14 protein-coding genes and 3 tRNA genes are annotated in these 13928 nt (G+C 50.5%); 13 read left to right on the forward strand and 4 right to left on the reverse strand.

Translation table 11 applies throughout. From position 1 onward, the window contains the following. The first annotated feature begins 32 nt into the window (after positions 1 to 32). The 4 genes from rsmC to OGX66_RS18475 all read left to right on the forward strand — a co-directional run bounded on the left by rsmC (position 33) and on the right by OGX66_RS18475 (position 1604). Positions 33 to 1064: a 16S rRNA (guanine(1207)-N(2))-methyltransferase RsmC gene (rsmC, locus tag OGX66_RS18460; RefSeq protein ID WP_003837251.1), complete on the forward strand. Its 1032-nt coding sequence runs from the start codon at positions 33 to 35 to the stop codon at positions 1062 to 1064. Between the two features lie 221 nt (positions 1065 to 1285). Then, positions 1286 to 1372, forward strand: a tRNA-Leu gene (locus tag OGX66_RS18465). 28 nt (positions 1373 to 1400) lie between these two features. Further along, a tRNA-Leu gene (locus OGX66_RS18470) sits at positions 1401 to 1486 on the forward strand. A gap of 32 nt (positions 1487 to 1518) precedes the next feature. Further along, a tRNA-Leu gene (locus tag OGX66_RS18475) sits at positions 1519 to 1604 on the forward strand. Between the two features lie 40 nt (positions 1605 to 1644). On the opposite strand, the gene OGX66_RS18480 is transcribed toward OGX66_RS18475, so the two are convergent. Then, the gene (locus tag OGX66_RS18480) at positions 1645 to 1881 is read right to left on the reverse strand and encodes a DUF1435 domain-containing protein (RefSeq protein WP_072144002.1); all 237 of its coding nucleotides are present in this window, start codon (positions 1879 to 1881) and stop codon (positions 1645 to 1647) included. A gap of 255 nt (positions 1882 to 2136) precedes the next feature. Between OGX66_RS18480 and OGX66_RS18485 the strand changes: the two genes are divergently transcribed. Together OGX66_RS18485 and fhuF are read left to right on the forward strand one after the other, a co-directional pair. Then, entirely contained in the window at positions 2137 to 3213 is a 1077-nt protein-coding gene (locus OGX66_RS18485; RefSeq protein ID WP_003845616.1) for a GGDEF domain-containing protein, read from the forward strand. A gap of 108 nt (positions 3214 to 3321) precedes the next feature. Further along, a complete protein-coding gene (gene fhuF / locus OGX66_RS18490; RefSeq protein WP_003837247.1) occupies positions 3322 to 4110 on the forward strand; it encodes a siderophore-iron reductase FhuF in 789 nt (262 codons plus the stop codon). A 29-nt stretch (positions 4111 to 4139) separates the two neighbouring features. On the opposite strand, the gene OGX66_RS18495 is transcribed toward fhuF, so the two are convergent. Continuing rightward, entirely contained in the window at positions 4140 to 5483 is a 1344-nt protein-coding gene (locus OGX66_RS18495; RefSeq protein ID WP_063941069.1) for a PTS sugar transporter subunit IIC, read from the reverse strand. 366 nt (positions 5484 to 5849) lie between these two features. Here OGX66_RS18495 and OGX66_RS18500 point away from each other — a divergent pair, with 366 nt between their 5' ends. Further along, positions 5850 to 6308, forward strand: a complete 459-nt coding sequence (locus tag OGX66_RS18500) for a YbaK/EbsC family protein (protein ID WP_003019114.1) — start codon at positions 5850 to 5852, stop codon at positions 6306 to 6308. A 57-nt stretch (positions 6309 to 6365) separates the two neighbouring features. Here the strand turns inward: OGX66_RS18500 and bglJ are convergent, their stop codons facing one another. Together bglJ and OGX66_RS18510 are read right to left on the reverse strand one after the other, a co-directional pair. Continuing rightward, positions 6366 to 7043, reverse strand: coding sequence for a DNA-binding transcriptional activator BglJ (gene bglJ, locus OGX66_RS18505; RefSeq protein WP_048997871.1), 678 nt, complete (start codon positions 7041 to 7043; stop codon positions 6366 to 6368). After that, on the reverse strand, positions 7004 to 7729 hold the full coding sequence (locus OGX66_RS18510) for a helix-turn-helix transcriptional regulator (RefSeq protein ID WP_003837239.1): 726 nt from the start codon (positions 7727 to 7729) through the stop codon (positions 7004 to 7006). The genes bglJ and OGX66_RS18510 overlap by 40 nt, the downstream gene beginning before the upstream one ends. A 462-nt stretch (positions 7730 to 8191) precedes the next feature. Between OGX66_RS18510 and OGX66_RS18515 the strand changes: the two genes are divergently transcribed. From OGX66_RS18515 to opgB, 6 genes are all read left to right on the forward strand, one after another. After that, positions 8192 to 8968 (forward strand): threonine/serine exporter family protein, encoded by a 777-nt coding sequence (locus OGX66_RS18515; protein WP_003019122.1) that lies wholly within the window; start codon positions 8192 to 8194, stop codon positions 8966 to 8968. Continuing rightward, the gene (locus OGX66_RS18520) at positions 8959 to 9432 is read left to right on the forward strand and encodes a threonine/serine exporter (RefSeq protein WP_003019127.1); all 474 of its coding nucleotides are present in this window, start codon (positions 8959 to 8961) and stop codon (positions 9430 to 9432) included. Before OGX66_RS18515 ends, OGX66_RS18520 begins: the two co-directional genes overlap by 10 nt. Positions 9433 to 9555: 123 nt before the next feature. Beyond that, entirely contained in the window at positions 9556 to 10095 is a 540-nt protein-coding gene (gene dnaT / locus OGX66_RS18525) for a primosomal protein DnaT (protein ID WP_003019130.1), read from the forward strand. Positions 10096 to 10097: 2 nt separating this feature from the next. Next, positions 10098 to 10835, forward strand: coding sequence for a replicative helicase loader DnaC (gene dnaC / locus OGX66_RS18530; protein ID WP_003019133.1), 738 nt, complete (start codon positions 10098 to 10100; stop codon positions 10833 to 10835). Between the two features lie 70 nt (positions 10836 to 10905). Further along, positions 10906 to 11397, forward strand: a complete 492-nt coding sequence (locus OGX66_RS18535; protein ID WP_003830016.1) for a YjjA family protein — start codon at positions 10906 to 10908, stop codon at positions 11395 to 11397. 231 nt (positions 11398 to 11628) lie between these two features. Next, complete coding sequence (gene opgB / locus OGX66_RS18540; protein ID WP_286512048.1) at positions 11629 to 13920, forward strand: phosphatidylglycerol--membrane-oligosaccharide glycerophosphotransferase; 2292 nt, start codon at positions 11629 to 11631, stop codon at positions 13918 to 13920. The last annotated feature ends 8 nt before the right edge of the window (positions 13921 to 13928 follow it).

Here is a 13928-nt window from a genome sequence, read left to right on the forward strand (position 1 = left end):
AATCCCCCGCTGTACAATTTAAGGAGCATTCCATGTCTGCTTTTACCCCGGCAAGTGAAGTCTTGCTGCGCCACAGTGATGATTTCGAACAAAGCCGTATTCTGTTTGCCGGTGATTTGCAGGATGACCTGCCTGCCCATTTTGAAAGCGCCGCCAGCCGAGCGCACACTCAGCAACTTCACCACTGGCAGGTGCTTAACCGCCAGATGGGCGACAACGTCCGCTTCAGCCTCATCGCGCAGGCCGATGACGTTGCCGATAGCGATACGCTGATCTACTACTGGCCGAAGAATAAGCCGGAAGCCCAGTTCCAGTTGATGAACATTCTGTCGCTGTTACCGGTTGGCACCGATATTTTTGTTGTCGGTGAGAATCGCAGCGGCGTACGTAGCGCAGAGCAGATGCTGGCCGAATACGCACCGTTAAACAAAGTCGACAGCGCACGTCGCTGTGGCCTGTACCACGGTCGTCTGGAAAAACAGCCGGTCTTTGATGCAGAAAAATACTGGGATGAATACCAGACAGAAAATCTGACCATCAAAACGCTGCCGGGCGTCTTCAGCCGTGACGGCCTGGATGTTGGCAGCCAACTGCTGCTCTCCACGCTGACGCCGCACACCAAAGGCAAAGTGCTGGATGTCGGCTGTGGCGCAGGCGTTCTCTCCGTCGCCTTGGCCAGCCACTCGCCGAAAGTGCGCTTAACCCTGTGCGATGTTAGCGCCGCCGCCGTTGAAGCAAGCCGCGCAACGCTTGCAGCCAATGGCATTGAAGGTGACGTCATCGCCAGTAACGTCTTTTCTGACGTAACGGGCCGATTTGATATGATCATCTCCAACCCACCGTTCCACGACGGAATGCAGACCAGCCTTGATGCCGCGCAAACGCTGATTCGCGGCGCCGTGCGTCATCTGAACAGTGGCGGTGAACTGCGTATCGTGGCAAACGCCTTCCTGCCTTATCCGAAGGTTCTGGATGAAGTGTTTGGCTTCCACGAAGTTATCGCGCAGACCGGGCGCTTTAAGGTCTATCGCACCATCATGACGCGCCAGGCGAAAAAAGCCTAACCGCTGTAGGCCAGATAAGGCGTTTACGCCGCCATCTGGCGTGACACCGAGCAACGCCGGATGGCGCTATCGCTTATCCGGCCTGCATAAAACGCCAAAGCAGAAGAAACGCCTTTTTTTTCGGCAATCACGTTAAGTTCGATAATTAACAGTTGACGCCCTGCATAAAATCTCTAGAATTCGCCTCCGTGGTAACGATACTTTTTGAGTGTCGATGGTATGCGAAGGTGGCGGAATTGGTAGACGCGCTAGCTTCAGGTGTTAGTGTCCTTTCGGACGTGGGGGTTCAAGTCCCCCCCCTCGCACCATAATCCACGTTGATATTGCTCGCACTGGGCGAAGGTGGCGGAATTGGTAGACGCGCTAGCTTCAGGTGTTAGTGTCCTTAGGATGTGGGGGTTCGAGTCCCCCCCCTCGCACCAACGAGGCGATATCAAACAAATAAGATGACTGTGCGAAGGTGGCGGAATTGGTAGACGCGCTAGCTTCAGGTGTTAGTGTCCTTAGGATGTGGGGGTTCGAGTCCCCCCCCTCGCACCAATTATCTTATTTCCCTCTCGATTTCCTTCTCTAGTTTTGTTCATCCCTGATTCCAGTTCATTATTACCAGAACAATGCCACCAATCAGCGCCGCGCATGAAGGTAACAAAACAAAGTGCCGTAAACGCTTGTGGTACAACATGAGCGAAGTCAGTAGTAATCCTAATACAATCATCACCTTCCATACGTAGACCGACAGCTCGCTATATGCCATCCCGGCAATCAGCATTCCCGGCAGCAGAACACCCCATCCACTGCCCAGCGTACGTTGCAACATGATTCCACCTATGACACTGATAATGATAACCAATATCATATGATAAAATTTCTCATTTGTCAGCCGTGAAGCACTATCAATTATATGAGTTTTACTTAACGATTGATGACATGAATAACCCAAGGTGATAAATTGCTCACCGGTTAGCTCTTCAACTAAAAACAATAAAAACCTCTGCGAATGATACCCCGTTCGTTATTTGTTTTATTTACCAACACACCTTCGTACATTGCAGATAACTAACAATATTTACCTATGACAGTACAATCCTGGCGAACTCTGCGCACCAAAAAATACCAACTCTCTTTACGACTGTTTCTGCTGCTCAACGCAGTCTCCGCGCTGTTTACGCTTTTTTTCCCACTGTTTGCGGTCAAAGCCTTATCAGTATCGGCGTTGCTGATACTGGTGATGAGTACACTGCTGCTGGTATGGCATGGGAAATACGCAGATAAAAGAATTAATCTCCCTTTTATTTCAATCGTTTTTGGCTTGTTATGGGCGTTACACATATTATTGAAATATAATGCTTTAGGTCAGAATGATTATTATTTCCTGTTAATAGCGCTTCTCAGCGTACTGTTTATTGGCTCTATCGCTTTTGCCAATAATATCATCGCGTTTACGCTCCACTCACTCCCCTCCGTCGCCGTTTGTTTATGGCTTAACGGCAGCGAGCATGGTTTGCGGATTTTCTATTTTATGGCGCTGCCTATGGCCGGTATCGCCATCCAGCATGTGATACAAAAGCGCTACGATGGGTTCGCTCAGCAACTGATGTACAAACTGCTGGAAGAACGAGAAACCCTGAACGGGCTCAGCATGCTCGACCCGCTAACCGGTTTGTATAATCGTCGGGGGCTGCAACACCGGCTCGATACGCTGTTGGCCCTAAGTAATTCGAGACACTTCGTTCTTCTGCTGGATATCGACCATTTCAAATCCTATAACGATCATTACGGACATATGATGGGCGACCAGGCGTTGATCCGTGTTTCTGCCGCCATCCGAGACTCCGTCCGCTCCAGGGATGTGGTGGCGCGTTTTGGCGGTGAAGAGTTTATGATTTTGCTGACCGCAGTCGATCCACAGCAGGCCCAGGCTGCCGCCGAACGTATCCGCCAGAAAGTGTACGACCTTAAAATCCCTCACATGTTTAATGAGAGCGTGGCAACCAACGTAACCGTCAGTATCGGCATTGCACCTCTGGTCGAACAGGATATTGATGCTGCTATTGCCAAAGCGGATAAAGCCCTTTACGAGGCCAAGAATCTTGGGCGTAACAATACTCTGGTCAGCGATGAGCTACGGGTAAACTGCCCTTCTACCTGAGCTTTCTGTGCGGTGCCACCCGAGATGGCGACAAAGATCTTGCTATCGCCTAACACCAATTATAGGATTAGCAATCATTATCATTAAGATTAACATCCTTGTATCGACATGGCTTATCGTTCCGCACCGATCGTTGAAGATGTCATCTGGCGTAGCCATCTCCCCTCAGAGATGCCCTCGCTGGCTGCTGCCGTACGCGCAACGATAGCCAAAACTCGCGAGCACTTGCTGGACTTCATTCGTCTTGACGAAACGCCTGTGCCAGGTGCAATGACGCTGCATGAATGGACGCAACCGACGACGCTAAGTTCATTGCTCGCTGTTTATTCAGACCATATCTATCGCAACCAGCCCACGCTGCCCCGCGAAAATAAGCCCCTGATATCTCTTTGGGCGCAATGGTATATCGGCCTGATGATGCCTCCGTTAATGGTGGCCCTGCTGACGCAAAAAGAGGCTATAGACGTCTCTCCTGAACACATGCACGTAGAATTCCACGAAACGGGCCGAGCAGCCTGCTTCTGGATCGATGTCCATCAGGATCATCTGGCTACAGCCCTGTCTCCTCAACAACGCATGGAAACGCTGATTCTCTCAGCGCTAACGCCGGTTGTGCAGGCGCTGGAAGCAACGGGTGAGATCAACGCAAAGCTTATCTGGAGCAACACCGGATACTTAATTCACTGGTATTTAACGGAAATGAAGCCGTTGTTAGGTGAAGAACTGCTGACCACGCTGCGCCAGACCTGCTTTTTTGAGAAACAACTTTCCTGCGGTCAGGATAATCCTCTATGGCGTACCGTTGTTCCGCGTGAAGGGCTGTTAGTGCGCAGAACCTGCTGCCAACGCTATCGCCTGCCTGACGTTCAGCAATGCGGAGACTGCACGCTGAAGTAAGCGAGGAGCCGTAGCCCCTCGCCAGATATTTATGCAACCTGCTGGTTTTCCTCTTCCATACGCTGCGCTTCTTCTTTTTCCTGCGCTAATAACTGCTTTTCGTAGACCTTAAAGAACGGGAAGTAGATAACGGCCGATACCAGCGCCAACAGCACCACCAGGATAGCCGCACGATAATCCCAACCTAACGCCCATGCGGCGCCAACCGGTGCCGGGGCCGTCCATGGAACCACTGAAATTACCCGCCCAATTAAATCCAGTTTCATCGCCGCCCACGCCAGTACCGCATTCACCATCGGAGCCAGCAGGAAGGGGATAAAAAACACCGGGTTCATGACAATCGGCGTACCAAATATCACCGGTTCGTTAATATTAAAAATGCTGGGGACCACGCTCAGACGCCCAATCGAGCGTAGATGAGCTGAACGACTCCGCAGATAGCAAATCACCAACCCCATCGTCGCGCCGGAACCACCAACCACAATGAAGAACGTCCAGAACGCTTCCATAAAGATATGCGGCAACGGCGCACCCTGCGCCAGCGCCGACTGGTTCATCCCGAGATTGGTGAGCCAGAACATTTGCAGCATTCCCGACACAATAGCCGCGCCGTGAATACCGGCAAACCACAGCAGATGGCCGATCAATACCGCCAGCAGGATCGCCGGGAGAGAATCTGCAGCCGACACCAGTGGTTTGAAAATGGCCATAATGGCCTGCGGGATCAGCATGTCAAACTGCGACTGTATCACCAGGCTTAGCGGGTACAGCGTTAACACCACCACCAGCACCGGGATCAGCAGATCGAAAGAGTTTTTGATCATCGGAGGCACCTGATCGGGTAAACGGATGCCAATGTTGTGCGCCTTCAGGAAGCGCATCATTTCAACGCAGTAAATGGCTACCAGGATGGCGGTGAAAATCCCCGTTCCTCCCAGACTATCAACCGGCATCGTGCCTTTGGTTTTTGGCGCGGCAATCAGCAAAAAAGCCATGATTGATAGCATCGCACACATAAACGGATCTAACTGATGCGACTTCACATAGTGCTTGCCCAGGTTATAAGCAATAGCCGCACATATGTAGACCGACATGATCCCCATCGTCATATCAAACGGTGTGAGGATTTGGCCTTCAAACTGTTTTGCCAAATCCAGCCACACACGGGCGAATCCCCAGGTGGTATCCGGAGAAAACGGCGGATAGGCAAAAACCAGCAGAAAAGAGCCTACAATCATAAAAGGCATCGCCGAAATAAAACCGTCACGAATAGCCATGACATGACGTTGTGAAGAGATGCGCCCGGCAACAGGGCTAACATAGTTTTCAACAAAGCGGAAAATCACGTTAAACACAGCATGGTTAGTGGACATAGCCGTTCTCCCGTTGTGCAAAACCTTGCAACCGTGTTGGCATCAACACCACCACGTAAATCCCATTACCACTTTTCGCAACCGTGCCGGGGGGAACACAAGCACTACCGCTATTCGAGTTAAGTTTCATAGATGGCTCTTATTATGTGATACAGAGGAAGTGACAACTTCAGTATTAATCGTCATTTCAGCATTCTGCAACCGGTTACTGTAACCGGTTTCTTTGATTGTGAAGACGATCGAAAAACTGCTAATGTTGCTATATTGTTACAATAAAATATTTACAGTGCGGTTGCCCCTATGACAAATTACATCCTGCATGTTTTCTGCTGTGAAGGGTTATCTGTAAGCGATAGGGAGAGAAGAATGAGTTTGCAATCAGTACGTCAATTCCTGGCGCAACATGCACCAGATATTGAGATTATCGAATTAGATCAGAGCACAGCAACCGTTGATCTGGCAGCAAAAGCCCATAACGTTGAACCTGGCCAGATAGCGAAAACACTTTCGCTAAAGGTGAAGAACGACATCATCCTGGTCGTGGCAAAAGGTGATGCCCGACTGGATAATAAAAAGCTAAAGAGTACGTTCGGTGCCAAAGCCCGTATGTTGAGTAGCGATGAGGTCGTGAGCGCGACGGGGCATCCCGTTGGCGGCGTTTGCCCCTTCGGATTAGAAACACCGATTTCAGTGTACTGTGATGTTTCTCTGAAGCACTACGCTGAAGTGTTGCCTGCCGCAGGTGCCATCCACAGCGCGGTTCGCATCACGCCTGAGAGGATGGCTGAACTGACTTCTGCCACCTGGGTTGACGTGTGTCAGTAATGCTTCACGCGCCAAATCGGCGACCAAACCCGGCACAAAGCACGTCAACGTTGCCTGTCACGAAGCCGCCTGCATAAAAGGCGCTGGCTCGCCAGCACGCAGGTACAGCAGGATATCGGCAGCATCCAGTAACCCGGCATCTGAGCTTACTCCCAGTTTGGACATCACATTAAATTTGTGTGCCCGAATGGTTTTAATGTTCCGTTCAAGCTGAGCGGCAATCTGTGGCATCGAATAGCCATTTGACATAAAGCGCAGTATTTCTCGTTCTGTCGGACTGAGCATGCGGCTTTGATTAATATACCAATGGTTTTTCGTGCTTTCGGTTCCTCGGCTTGGGCTGCTTAACGCCGTTAATAAAGCGTCCTGTAGCACCGTTAACGAAGAAGCTTTACTCACAACGCCATCCAGCGGCAAGGGGGACAAGGAGCCAATTAAACGCGCTTCAGCGTCATCATCGGCAATCACCACGCGGCGAATCCGTGGAAAATTTATCGCCAGTTCCGTTAAATAGGCCAACCCAGCTCTGCGATCGCTTCTGATTGCAGAGAGAGAAAAAATAACTGCCGAAAACGACATCTTTAACATTGCCTGACTAAAAGTGGGCTGGCTAGAAAAGAGATGAAGTTTATATTGGTCATCTGGCATGGTATTAAATAAACTATTAATACCTACACTGCTCATTGTACACTTTTCTACCAGTGCAACGTTTCTTTTGATGATTCGGCTTTCCATTCCGTGGTTTCTCCATAAACTGAAGGTAAATTAAGTTCTCGCGATCCTTGAGAACTATTTATCCAGGCATACATTTCTGCATTGCTATTTATCGACAAGCGACGCATAGCGCTATTCTTTTGGGCACTGATTGTTTTATTGCTTTTCTTCAGCAACATCGCAATCTGATTAATTCCCCAGCCTTTCCCAAGGAGGCGCAGCACTTTCCTTTCAGAGAGAGTGAGGACTATTGAGCGCGCGCTATGATCTAACAATTGCGGCATGGCAGGTGGAGAAAGTAGTGTCTTACTTATTCTTTCTGCTCGCGCATTTCCTGCGTGAATGACGCTCACTAAACTTTCTATCGGCTCTGCATCAGAGAGCAGCGAACTGACAGGACACATCAGTAGCTCAATAGCCAAAGGATAAAAAATACGAGAGACGAGAAAGACCCAGTGAATATCACGGTATTGAGATAATAAAGAATAATATTGTTCGCAGACTGAACGAGGATAATTGCAGTCTCCAGTTAAATCAGCAATCACCAAATCAGCGTACCGTAGTTGTAATAATGTTAGTTCTTCAACAGAACAACAGTATGTAAGTTCGTAATCGGCAAACTGCGCCTGTATTATACCTTTAAGCCCGGTCTGTATAATCGGCGATTTACTAATAATAATTGCGTTTTTGCAGCGTCCTTGCAACATATCCCCTCCACACTCACCAGTCCGTAATCGTACTTAATTCAGTTCTCCCGAATAAATTAATAGCCATTAATTCACGGGAAAATACTCCGAACAATAAACGGGGTGAATTGCTTATCCTTGGCGTTTATTAAAATAAAAGTATTGGCACTACAATCCAGATAAAGCCAAACTGTCAAGCTATTATTACATGATTACGCATAAATACGTTATTTGTAAAATTAAAATAACTACAATAGATCGTTAGCATGGCTTATGTATTTGCCATCCGGGTAAATAACGCTACATTACAGTCATGCGCCCTCTCATACCTCGGCGAGTGGGGAGTGTTAATATGCCATAACCGTATCGTCGGTGTCTTTTTTCGACACAAAGATTGATCTTAGCCAGAGCCAGCGGGCTCATGCTTCATGATAAAAGTAAACATTCGTCACTCAAAGAGATCCTTATCAGTCAGAGCGAACCATGCAAACAGAGCAGTCGTCACAGCGAACGGTTACACGGTTATGTATTCAATGCGGTCTTTTTTTACTTCAGCATGGGGCAGAAAGCGCGCTGGTTGACGAGCTATCCACCCGCCTCGGGCTGGCGCTTGGCATGGATAGTGTAGAAAGCGCTATCTCCTCTAACGCTATCGTCCTGACCACCATTAAAGACGGGCAATGCCTGACATCAACGCGAAAAAATCAGGATCGCGGCATTAATATGCACGTCGTGACGGAAGTGCAGCACATTGTCATTTTGGCGGAACATAAACTGCTGGATGTTAAAGGCGTAGAGAAACGCTTTAGCCAGATTAAACCACTGCGCTATCCAAGATGGCTGGTCGCCCTGATGGTCGGTTTATCCTGCGCCTGTTTTTGTAAACTCAATAACGGCGGATGGGATGGTGCGGTGATCACCTTTTTTGCCAGCATGGTGGCGATGTATATCCGCCAGATACTGGCATCCCGGCATTTACATCCGCAAATCAATTTTTGCATCACCGCCTTTGTGGCGACCACCATTTCAGGTTTGCTGCTGACGTTGCCGACCTTTAGCAATACTCCGACTATCGCTATGGCCGCCAGCGTGCTACTGCTGGTTCCGGGCTTTCCGTTGATCAACTCCGTCGCGGATATGTTTAAGGGACACATTAATACCGGACTCGCTCGCTGGGCTATTGCCAGTCTGCTTACGTTGGCGACCTGTATTGGCGTGATCGTGTCGATGACCTTATGGGGGCTGCGCGGATGGGCGTGATCGATTTCATACTGGCGCTGATGCAGGATATGATCCTGTCGGCGATCCCGGCGCTTGGCTTTGCCATGGTATTCAATGTCCCCCATCGGGCGCTCCCATGGTGCGCATTACTCGGCGCACTCGGTCACGGCTCACGAATGGTGATGATGACCGCAGGGTTTAATATTGAATGGTCAACATTTATGGCGTCGCTGCTGGTCGGCTGCATTGGGATCCAGTGGTCGCGCTGGTATCTGGCGCATCCGAAAGTCTTCACCGTCGCGGCAGTGATCCCCATGTTTCCCGGGATCTCCGCCTACACCGCCATGATCTCAGCAGTAAAAATCGGCCATTTCGGTTACAGCGAAGTGCTGATGATTACCCTGCTGACCAACTTCCTGAAAGCCTCATCGATTGTCGGTGCGCTCTCCATCGGTCTGTCCGTGCCAGGATTATGGCTGTATCGCAAACGTCCACGCGTTTAACGGTGCACTTTCTTTAATACTGTGCAGAGAGGGGAATCTCCCCTCACCTGCTGCTCTCCTTCTTCTCTGTGTTACTATAAAAGCAGTCCCCTTCTCGGTTGTTGTTCAGTATTGAGAAACATTATGCCCTGCAAAATTTTGACGCCAGACGTCACGAGCATTGACGCCTTATTACACGATCACCACGCTGTGCTGGCCAAGTCTGCGGGTGGCGCCGTAGCCGTATTCGCTAACAATGCACCAGCGTTTTACGCGGTGACGCCTGCGAGACTGGCTGAGCTGTTGGCGCTTGAGGAGAAACTGTCACGCCCGGGAAGCGATGTGACATTGGATGATCAATTTTATGAAGAGCCGCAAACCGCTCCCGTTGCCGTGCCAATGGGGAAATTTGCGATGTACGCGGCCTGGCAGCCTGATGCCGACTTTCAGCGTCAGGCCGCTTTATGGGGCGTAGCGTTGCGAGAGCCGGTTACTGCTGAAGAACTGGCCTCATTTGTTGCCTACTGGCAGGCTGAAGGCAAAGTCTTTCACCATATTCAGTGGCAGCAAAAACTGGCGCGCAGCATTCAGATTGGACGGGCCAGCAATGGCGGAATGCCAAAGCGCGATGTGAACAGCGTCAGTGAACCTGACAGCCACATTCCACCGGGTTTTAGAGGATAACGATGAAAAACGTTGGCGACCTGATGAAACGTCTGCAAAAAATGATGCCACCTAATGTCGAGCCCGCCTTTAAAACGGGCGAGGAGCTGCTGGCATGGCAAAAAGAGCAAGGTGAAATTCGTGCCGCAGCGCTGGCCCGCGAAAACCGGGCCATGAAAATGCAGCGCACATTCAACCGATCCGGTATCCGTCCGCTGCATCAGAACTGTTCGTTCGAAAACTATCGGGTAGAGTGCGAAGGTCAGATGAACGCCCTGAGCAAAGCCCGCCAATACGTTGAAGAGTTTGACGGCAACATCGCCAGCTTTATCTTCTCCGGCAAACCCGGCACCGGCAAAAACCATCTGGCCGCCGCCATCTGCAACGAACTGCTATTGCGCGGCAAGTCGGTACTGATCATTACCGTGGCCGATATCATGTCGGCGATGAAAGAAACGTTCAGCAATCGTGAAACCAGCGAAGAACAGCTACTCAACGATCTGAGCAATGTGGATCTGCTGGTGATCGACGAGATCGGCATGCAGACCGAATCCCGCTATGAAAAAGTGATTATTAATCAAATTGTCGATCGCCGTTCATCCTCAAAACGTCCGACCGGCATGTTAACTAACAGCAATATGGATGAAATGAACAAGCTGTTGGGCGAGCGCGTGATGGATCGTATGCGCCTTGGCAACAGCCTGTGGGTCATTTTTAACTGGGAAAGCTACCGTAGTCGGGTCACCGGTAAAGAGTATTAACGTATTAGGACCACTCCTAAGACTGCCAGCGCTATACTGCGCTGAAAAGGCATAACACGAGTTGCATATAATGATGAAAACTACCAAACGTCTGCTGTGCTGTGCGCTTGCCGCCAGCACGCTCATCTCCACCAGCGTTTTCGCTGCCTCCTGGCAGGACTCGCTCTCCAGCGCGGCCAGTGAGCTGAGCAAACAAAGCTCCGGCTCGCAAAGCAGCTCGTCGCTCTCTTCCCTGACCAGCCTGCTGAATGGCAGTAATCAGTCGTTGACCTCCAGCAGCATGAATAACGCCGCCGGGATCCTGGAATATTGCGCGAAACAGAAGCTGGCCTCGGTCACCGACACGCAAAACGTCAAAAACCAGGTGCTGGATAAACTGGGGCTCAGTGCTCCTGAGCAGAAGCAAGACACCAACTATATGGACGGGATTCAGGGTCTGCTCAACGCCAAAGATGGTCAACAGCTGGACCTGAACACGATTGGCAACAGCTCGCTGGCGAAACAGGTTAAAACCAAGGCCTGCGATCTGGTGTTAAAACAGGGCATGAACTTCATTTCCTGACGCACGACACGCCGCGTATAACCTGCGCGGCATCTATTTATTTCCGCCAATGCATTCACATTTCAAATAAATAGTAATTCCCCACAAAAACGCGCATATCTAAACCAATTCTGAATAACAACGTAATTTAATGTCACTACAATTGCAGCAATGTAACAACGCTATTACATTGTGCTTTCCCCCTAATGATTAGCCTGCCAGGCATGTGCCCGGTTTACTGAGGATCGACCGTTGTCAGAATTAATCTCCATCACTCTGTTTCTCGCTTCAGTGCTGATTTACGCCTGGAAAGCGGGTCGCAACACCTGGTGGTTTGCCGCCACGTTATCGGTGCTGGGGATTTTTATTGTTCTGAATATCACGCTGTACGCCAGTGACTATTTCACCGGCGACGGGATCAATGACGCGGTACTCTACACGCTGACCAACAGTCTGACCGGCGCGGGGATTGGAAAATATATTTTGCCGGGGGTCGGCATCGCGCTGGCGCTGACGACGGTTTTTGTCGCGCTCGGTTGGATCCTGCGCCGCCGTCGCCATCACCCGCATCATGTGGGTTACAGTCTGCTGGCCCTGCTGCTGGCGCTGGCCTCCGTTGACGCCAGCCCGGCGTTTCACCAGATAACCGAACTGGTGAAGTCGCAGTCGCGCGATGGCGATCCGGATTTCACGACGTATTATAAAGAGCCGTCGAAAACCATTCCCAACCCGAAGCTGAACCTGGTGTATATCTACGGTGAGAGCCTCGAGCGCACCTATTTTAATAACGACGCGTTCCCGGATCTGACCCCGGAACTCGGCGCGTTAAAAAATGAAGGTCTGGATTTCAGCAATACCATGCAACTGCCGGGTACCGATTACACCATCGCTGGCATGGTCGCCTCCCAGTGCGGTATTCCGCTGTTTGCGCCATTTGAAGGCAACGCCTCGGCGTCGGTCTCAAGTTTCTTCCCTAACAATATCTGTCTGGGCGATATCCTGAAAAACTCCGGCTATCAGAACTACTTTGTGCAGGGTGCCAACCTGCGCTTTGCCGGCAAAGACGTGTTCCTGAAATCTCACGGCTTTGACCATCTGTACGGTGCGGAAGAGTTAAAAAGCGTGGTGGCAGACCCGGCCTATCGTAACGACTGGGGCTTCTACGACGATACCGTGCTGGACGAAGCATGGAAAAAATTCGAAGAGCTTTCGCGCTCGGGCCAGCGTTTTTCACTGTTTACCCTGACCGTGGACACCCATCATCCGGATGGATTTATCTCACGTAGCTGCAACCGTAAACGTTATGACATCGACGGGAAGGCCAACCAGTCGTTCAGCGCGGTCAGCTGCAGCCAGGAAAACATTGCCGAATTTATCAATAAAATCAAAGCATCGCCGTGGTTTAAAGATACCGTTATCGTTGTTTCTTCCGATCATCTGGCGATGAACAACACCGCATGGAAGTATCTGAACAAGCAGGATCGTAACAACCTGTTCTTCGTGCTGCGCGGCGACCAACCGCAACAGGACACGCTGGCGGTAAAACGTAATACGATGGATAACGGCGCAACGGTACTGGATATTCTCGGCGGCGATAACTTTATCGGTCTTGGCCGTAGCAGCTTGTCGAGCGAATCCGTGTCGGAAGTATTCCTGAACATTAAAGAAAAAATGCTGGCGTGGAAGCCCGATATCATTCGCCTGTGGAATTTCCCGAAAGAGATGAAAGAGTTCACCGTCGACCAGGACAAAAATATGATCTCCTTCTCCGGCAGCCATTTCCGCTTGCCGTTGCTTTTACGGGTATCGGACAAACGCGTCGAGCCGCTGCCGGAAAGCGAATACTCGGCCCCGCTGCGCTTCCAGCTGGCGGATTTCGCCCCGCGCGATAACTTTGTCTGGGTCGATCGCTGCTACAAAATGGCGCAACTATGGGCGCCGGAGCTGGCACTTTCTACCGACTGGTGCGTTTCACAGGGTCAGTTAGGCGGGCAGCAAATTGTGCAGCACGTCGACAAAGCCAAATGGAAAAGTAAAACCGTATTTAAAGATACGGTGATCGACATGGAGCGCTACAAAGGTAACGTCGATACGCTGAAAATTGTCGATAACGACATTCGCTACAAAGCAGATAGCTTCGTTTTCAACGTGGCGGGCGCGCCGGAAGAGGTGAAACAATTTAGCGGTATTTCACGCCCCGAATCCTGGGGACGCTGGTCCAATGCGCAGCTCAGCGAAGAAGTAACGATTGAGTACAAAGCCCCGCTACCGAAGAAATTCGATCTGGTCATTACCGCGAAAGCCTTCGGCGACAATGCCAATCGTCCGATCCCCGTGCGCGTTGGCAACGAGGAACAGACGCTGGTGTTAGGCCATGATGTCAGCACCACCACCTTGCATTTTGATAATCCGTCGGACGCCGATACGCTGGTGATTGTCCCGCCCGATCCGGTTGCCACCAACGAGGGCAATATTCTCGGCCAATCGCCGCGTAAGCTGGGGATCGGGATGGTTGAAATCAAAATAGTGGCTGCTCAGGGATAAAAAAAACA

This window comes from Citrobacter sp. Cf072 (genome assembly GCF_030334485.1).
Lineage (GTDB): Bacteria > Pseudomonadota > Gammaproteobacteria > Enterobacterales > Enterobacteriaceae > Citrobacter > Citrobacter freundii.

What these genes read in the sequence shown, in the direction of transcription:
- fhuF (WP_003837247.1), top strand. Translation starts at nt 3,322, where the DNA reads ATGGCTTATCGTTCCGCACCGATCGTTGAAGATGTCATCTGGCGTAGC.
- OGX66_RS18515 (WP_003019122.1), top strand. Translation starts at nt 8,192, where the DNA reads ATGCAAACAGAGCAGTCGTCACAGCGAACGGTTACACGGTTATGTATT.
- dnaC (WP_003019133.1), top strand. Translation starts at nt 10,098, where the DNA reads ATGAAAAACGTTGGCGACCTGATGAAACGTCTGCAAAAAATGATGCCA.
- OGX66_RS18495 (WP_063941069.1), bottom strand. Translation starts at nt 5,483, where the DNA reads ATGTCCACTAACCATGCTGTGTTTAACGTGATTTTCCGCTTTGTTGAA.
- OGX66_RS18485 (WP_003845616.1), top strand. Translation starts at nt 2,137, where the DNA reads ATGACAGTACAATCCTGGCGAACTCTGCGCACCAAAAAATACCAACTC.
- rsmC (WP_003837251.1), top strand. Translation starts at nt 33, where the DNA reads ATGTCTGCTTTTACCCCGGCAAGTGAAGTCTTGCTGCGCCACAGTGAT.
- dnaT (WP_003019130.1), top strand. Translation starts at nt 9,556, where the DNA reads ATGCCCTGCAAAATTTTGACGCCAGACGTCACGAGCATTGACGCCTTA.
- OGX66_RS18510 (WP_003837239.1), bottom strand. Translation starts at nt 7,729, where the DNA reads ATGTTGCAAGGACGCTGCAAAAACGCAATTATTATTAGTAAATCGCCG.
- OGX66_RS18520 (WP_003019127.1), top strand. Translation starts at nt 8,959, where the DNA reads ATGGGCGTGATCGATTTCATACTGGCGCTGATGCAGGATATGATCCTG.
- bglJ (WP_048997871.1), bottom strand. Translation starts at nt 7,043, where the DNA reads ATGGAAAGCCGAATCATCAAAAGAAACGTTGCACTGGTAGAAAAGTGT.
- OGX66_RS18500 (WP_003019114.1), top strand. Translation starts at nt 5,850, where the DNA reads ATGAGTTTGCAATCAGTACGTCAATTCCTGGCGCAACATGCACCAGAT.
- OGX66_RS18535 (WP_003830016.1), top strand. Translation starts at nt 10,906, where the DNA reads ATGATGAAAACTACCAAACGTCTGCTGTGCTGTGCGCTTGCCGCCAGC.
- OGX66_RS18480 (WP_072144002.1), bottom strand. Translation starts at nt 1,881, where the DNA reads ATGTTGCAACGTACGCTGGGCAGTGGATGGGGTGTTCTGCTGCCGGGA.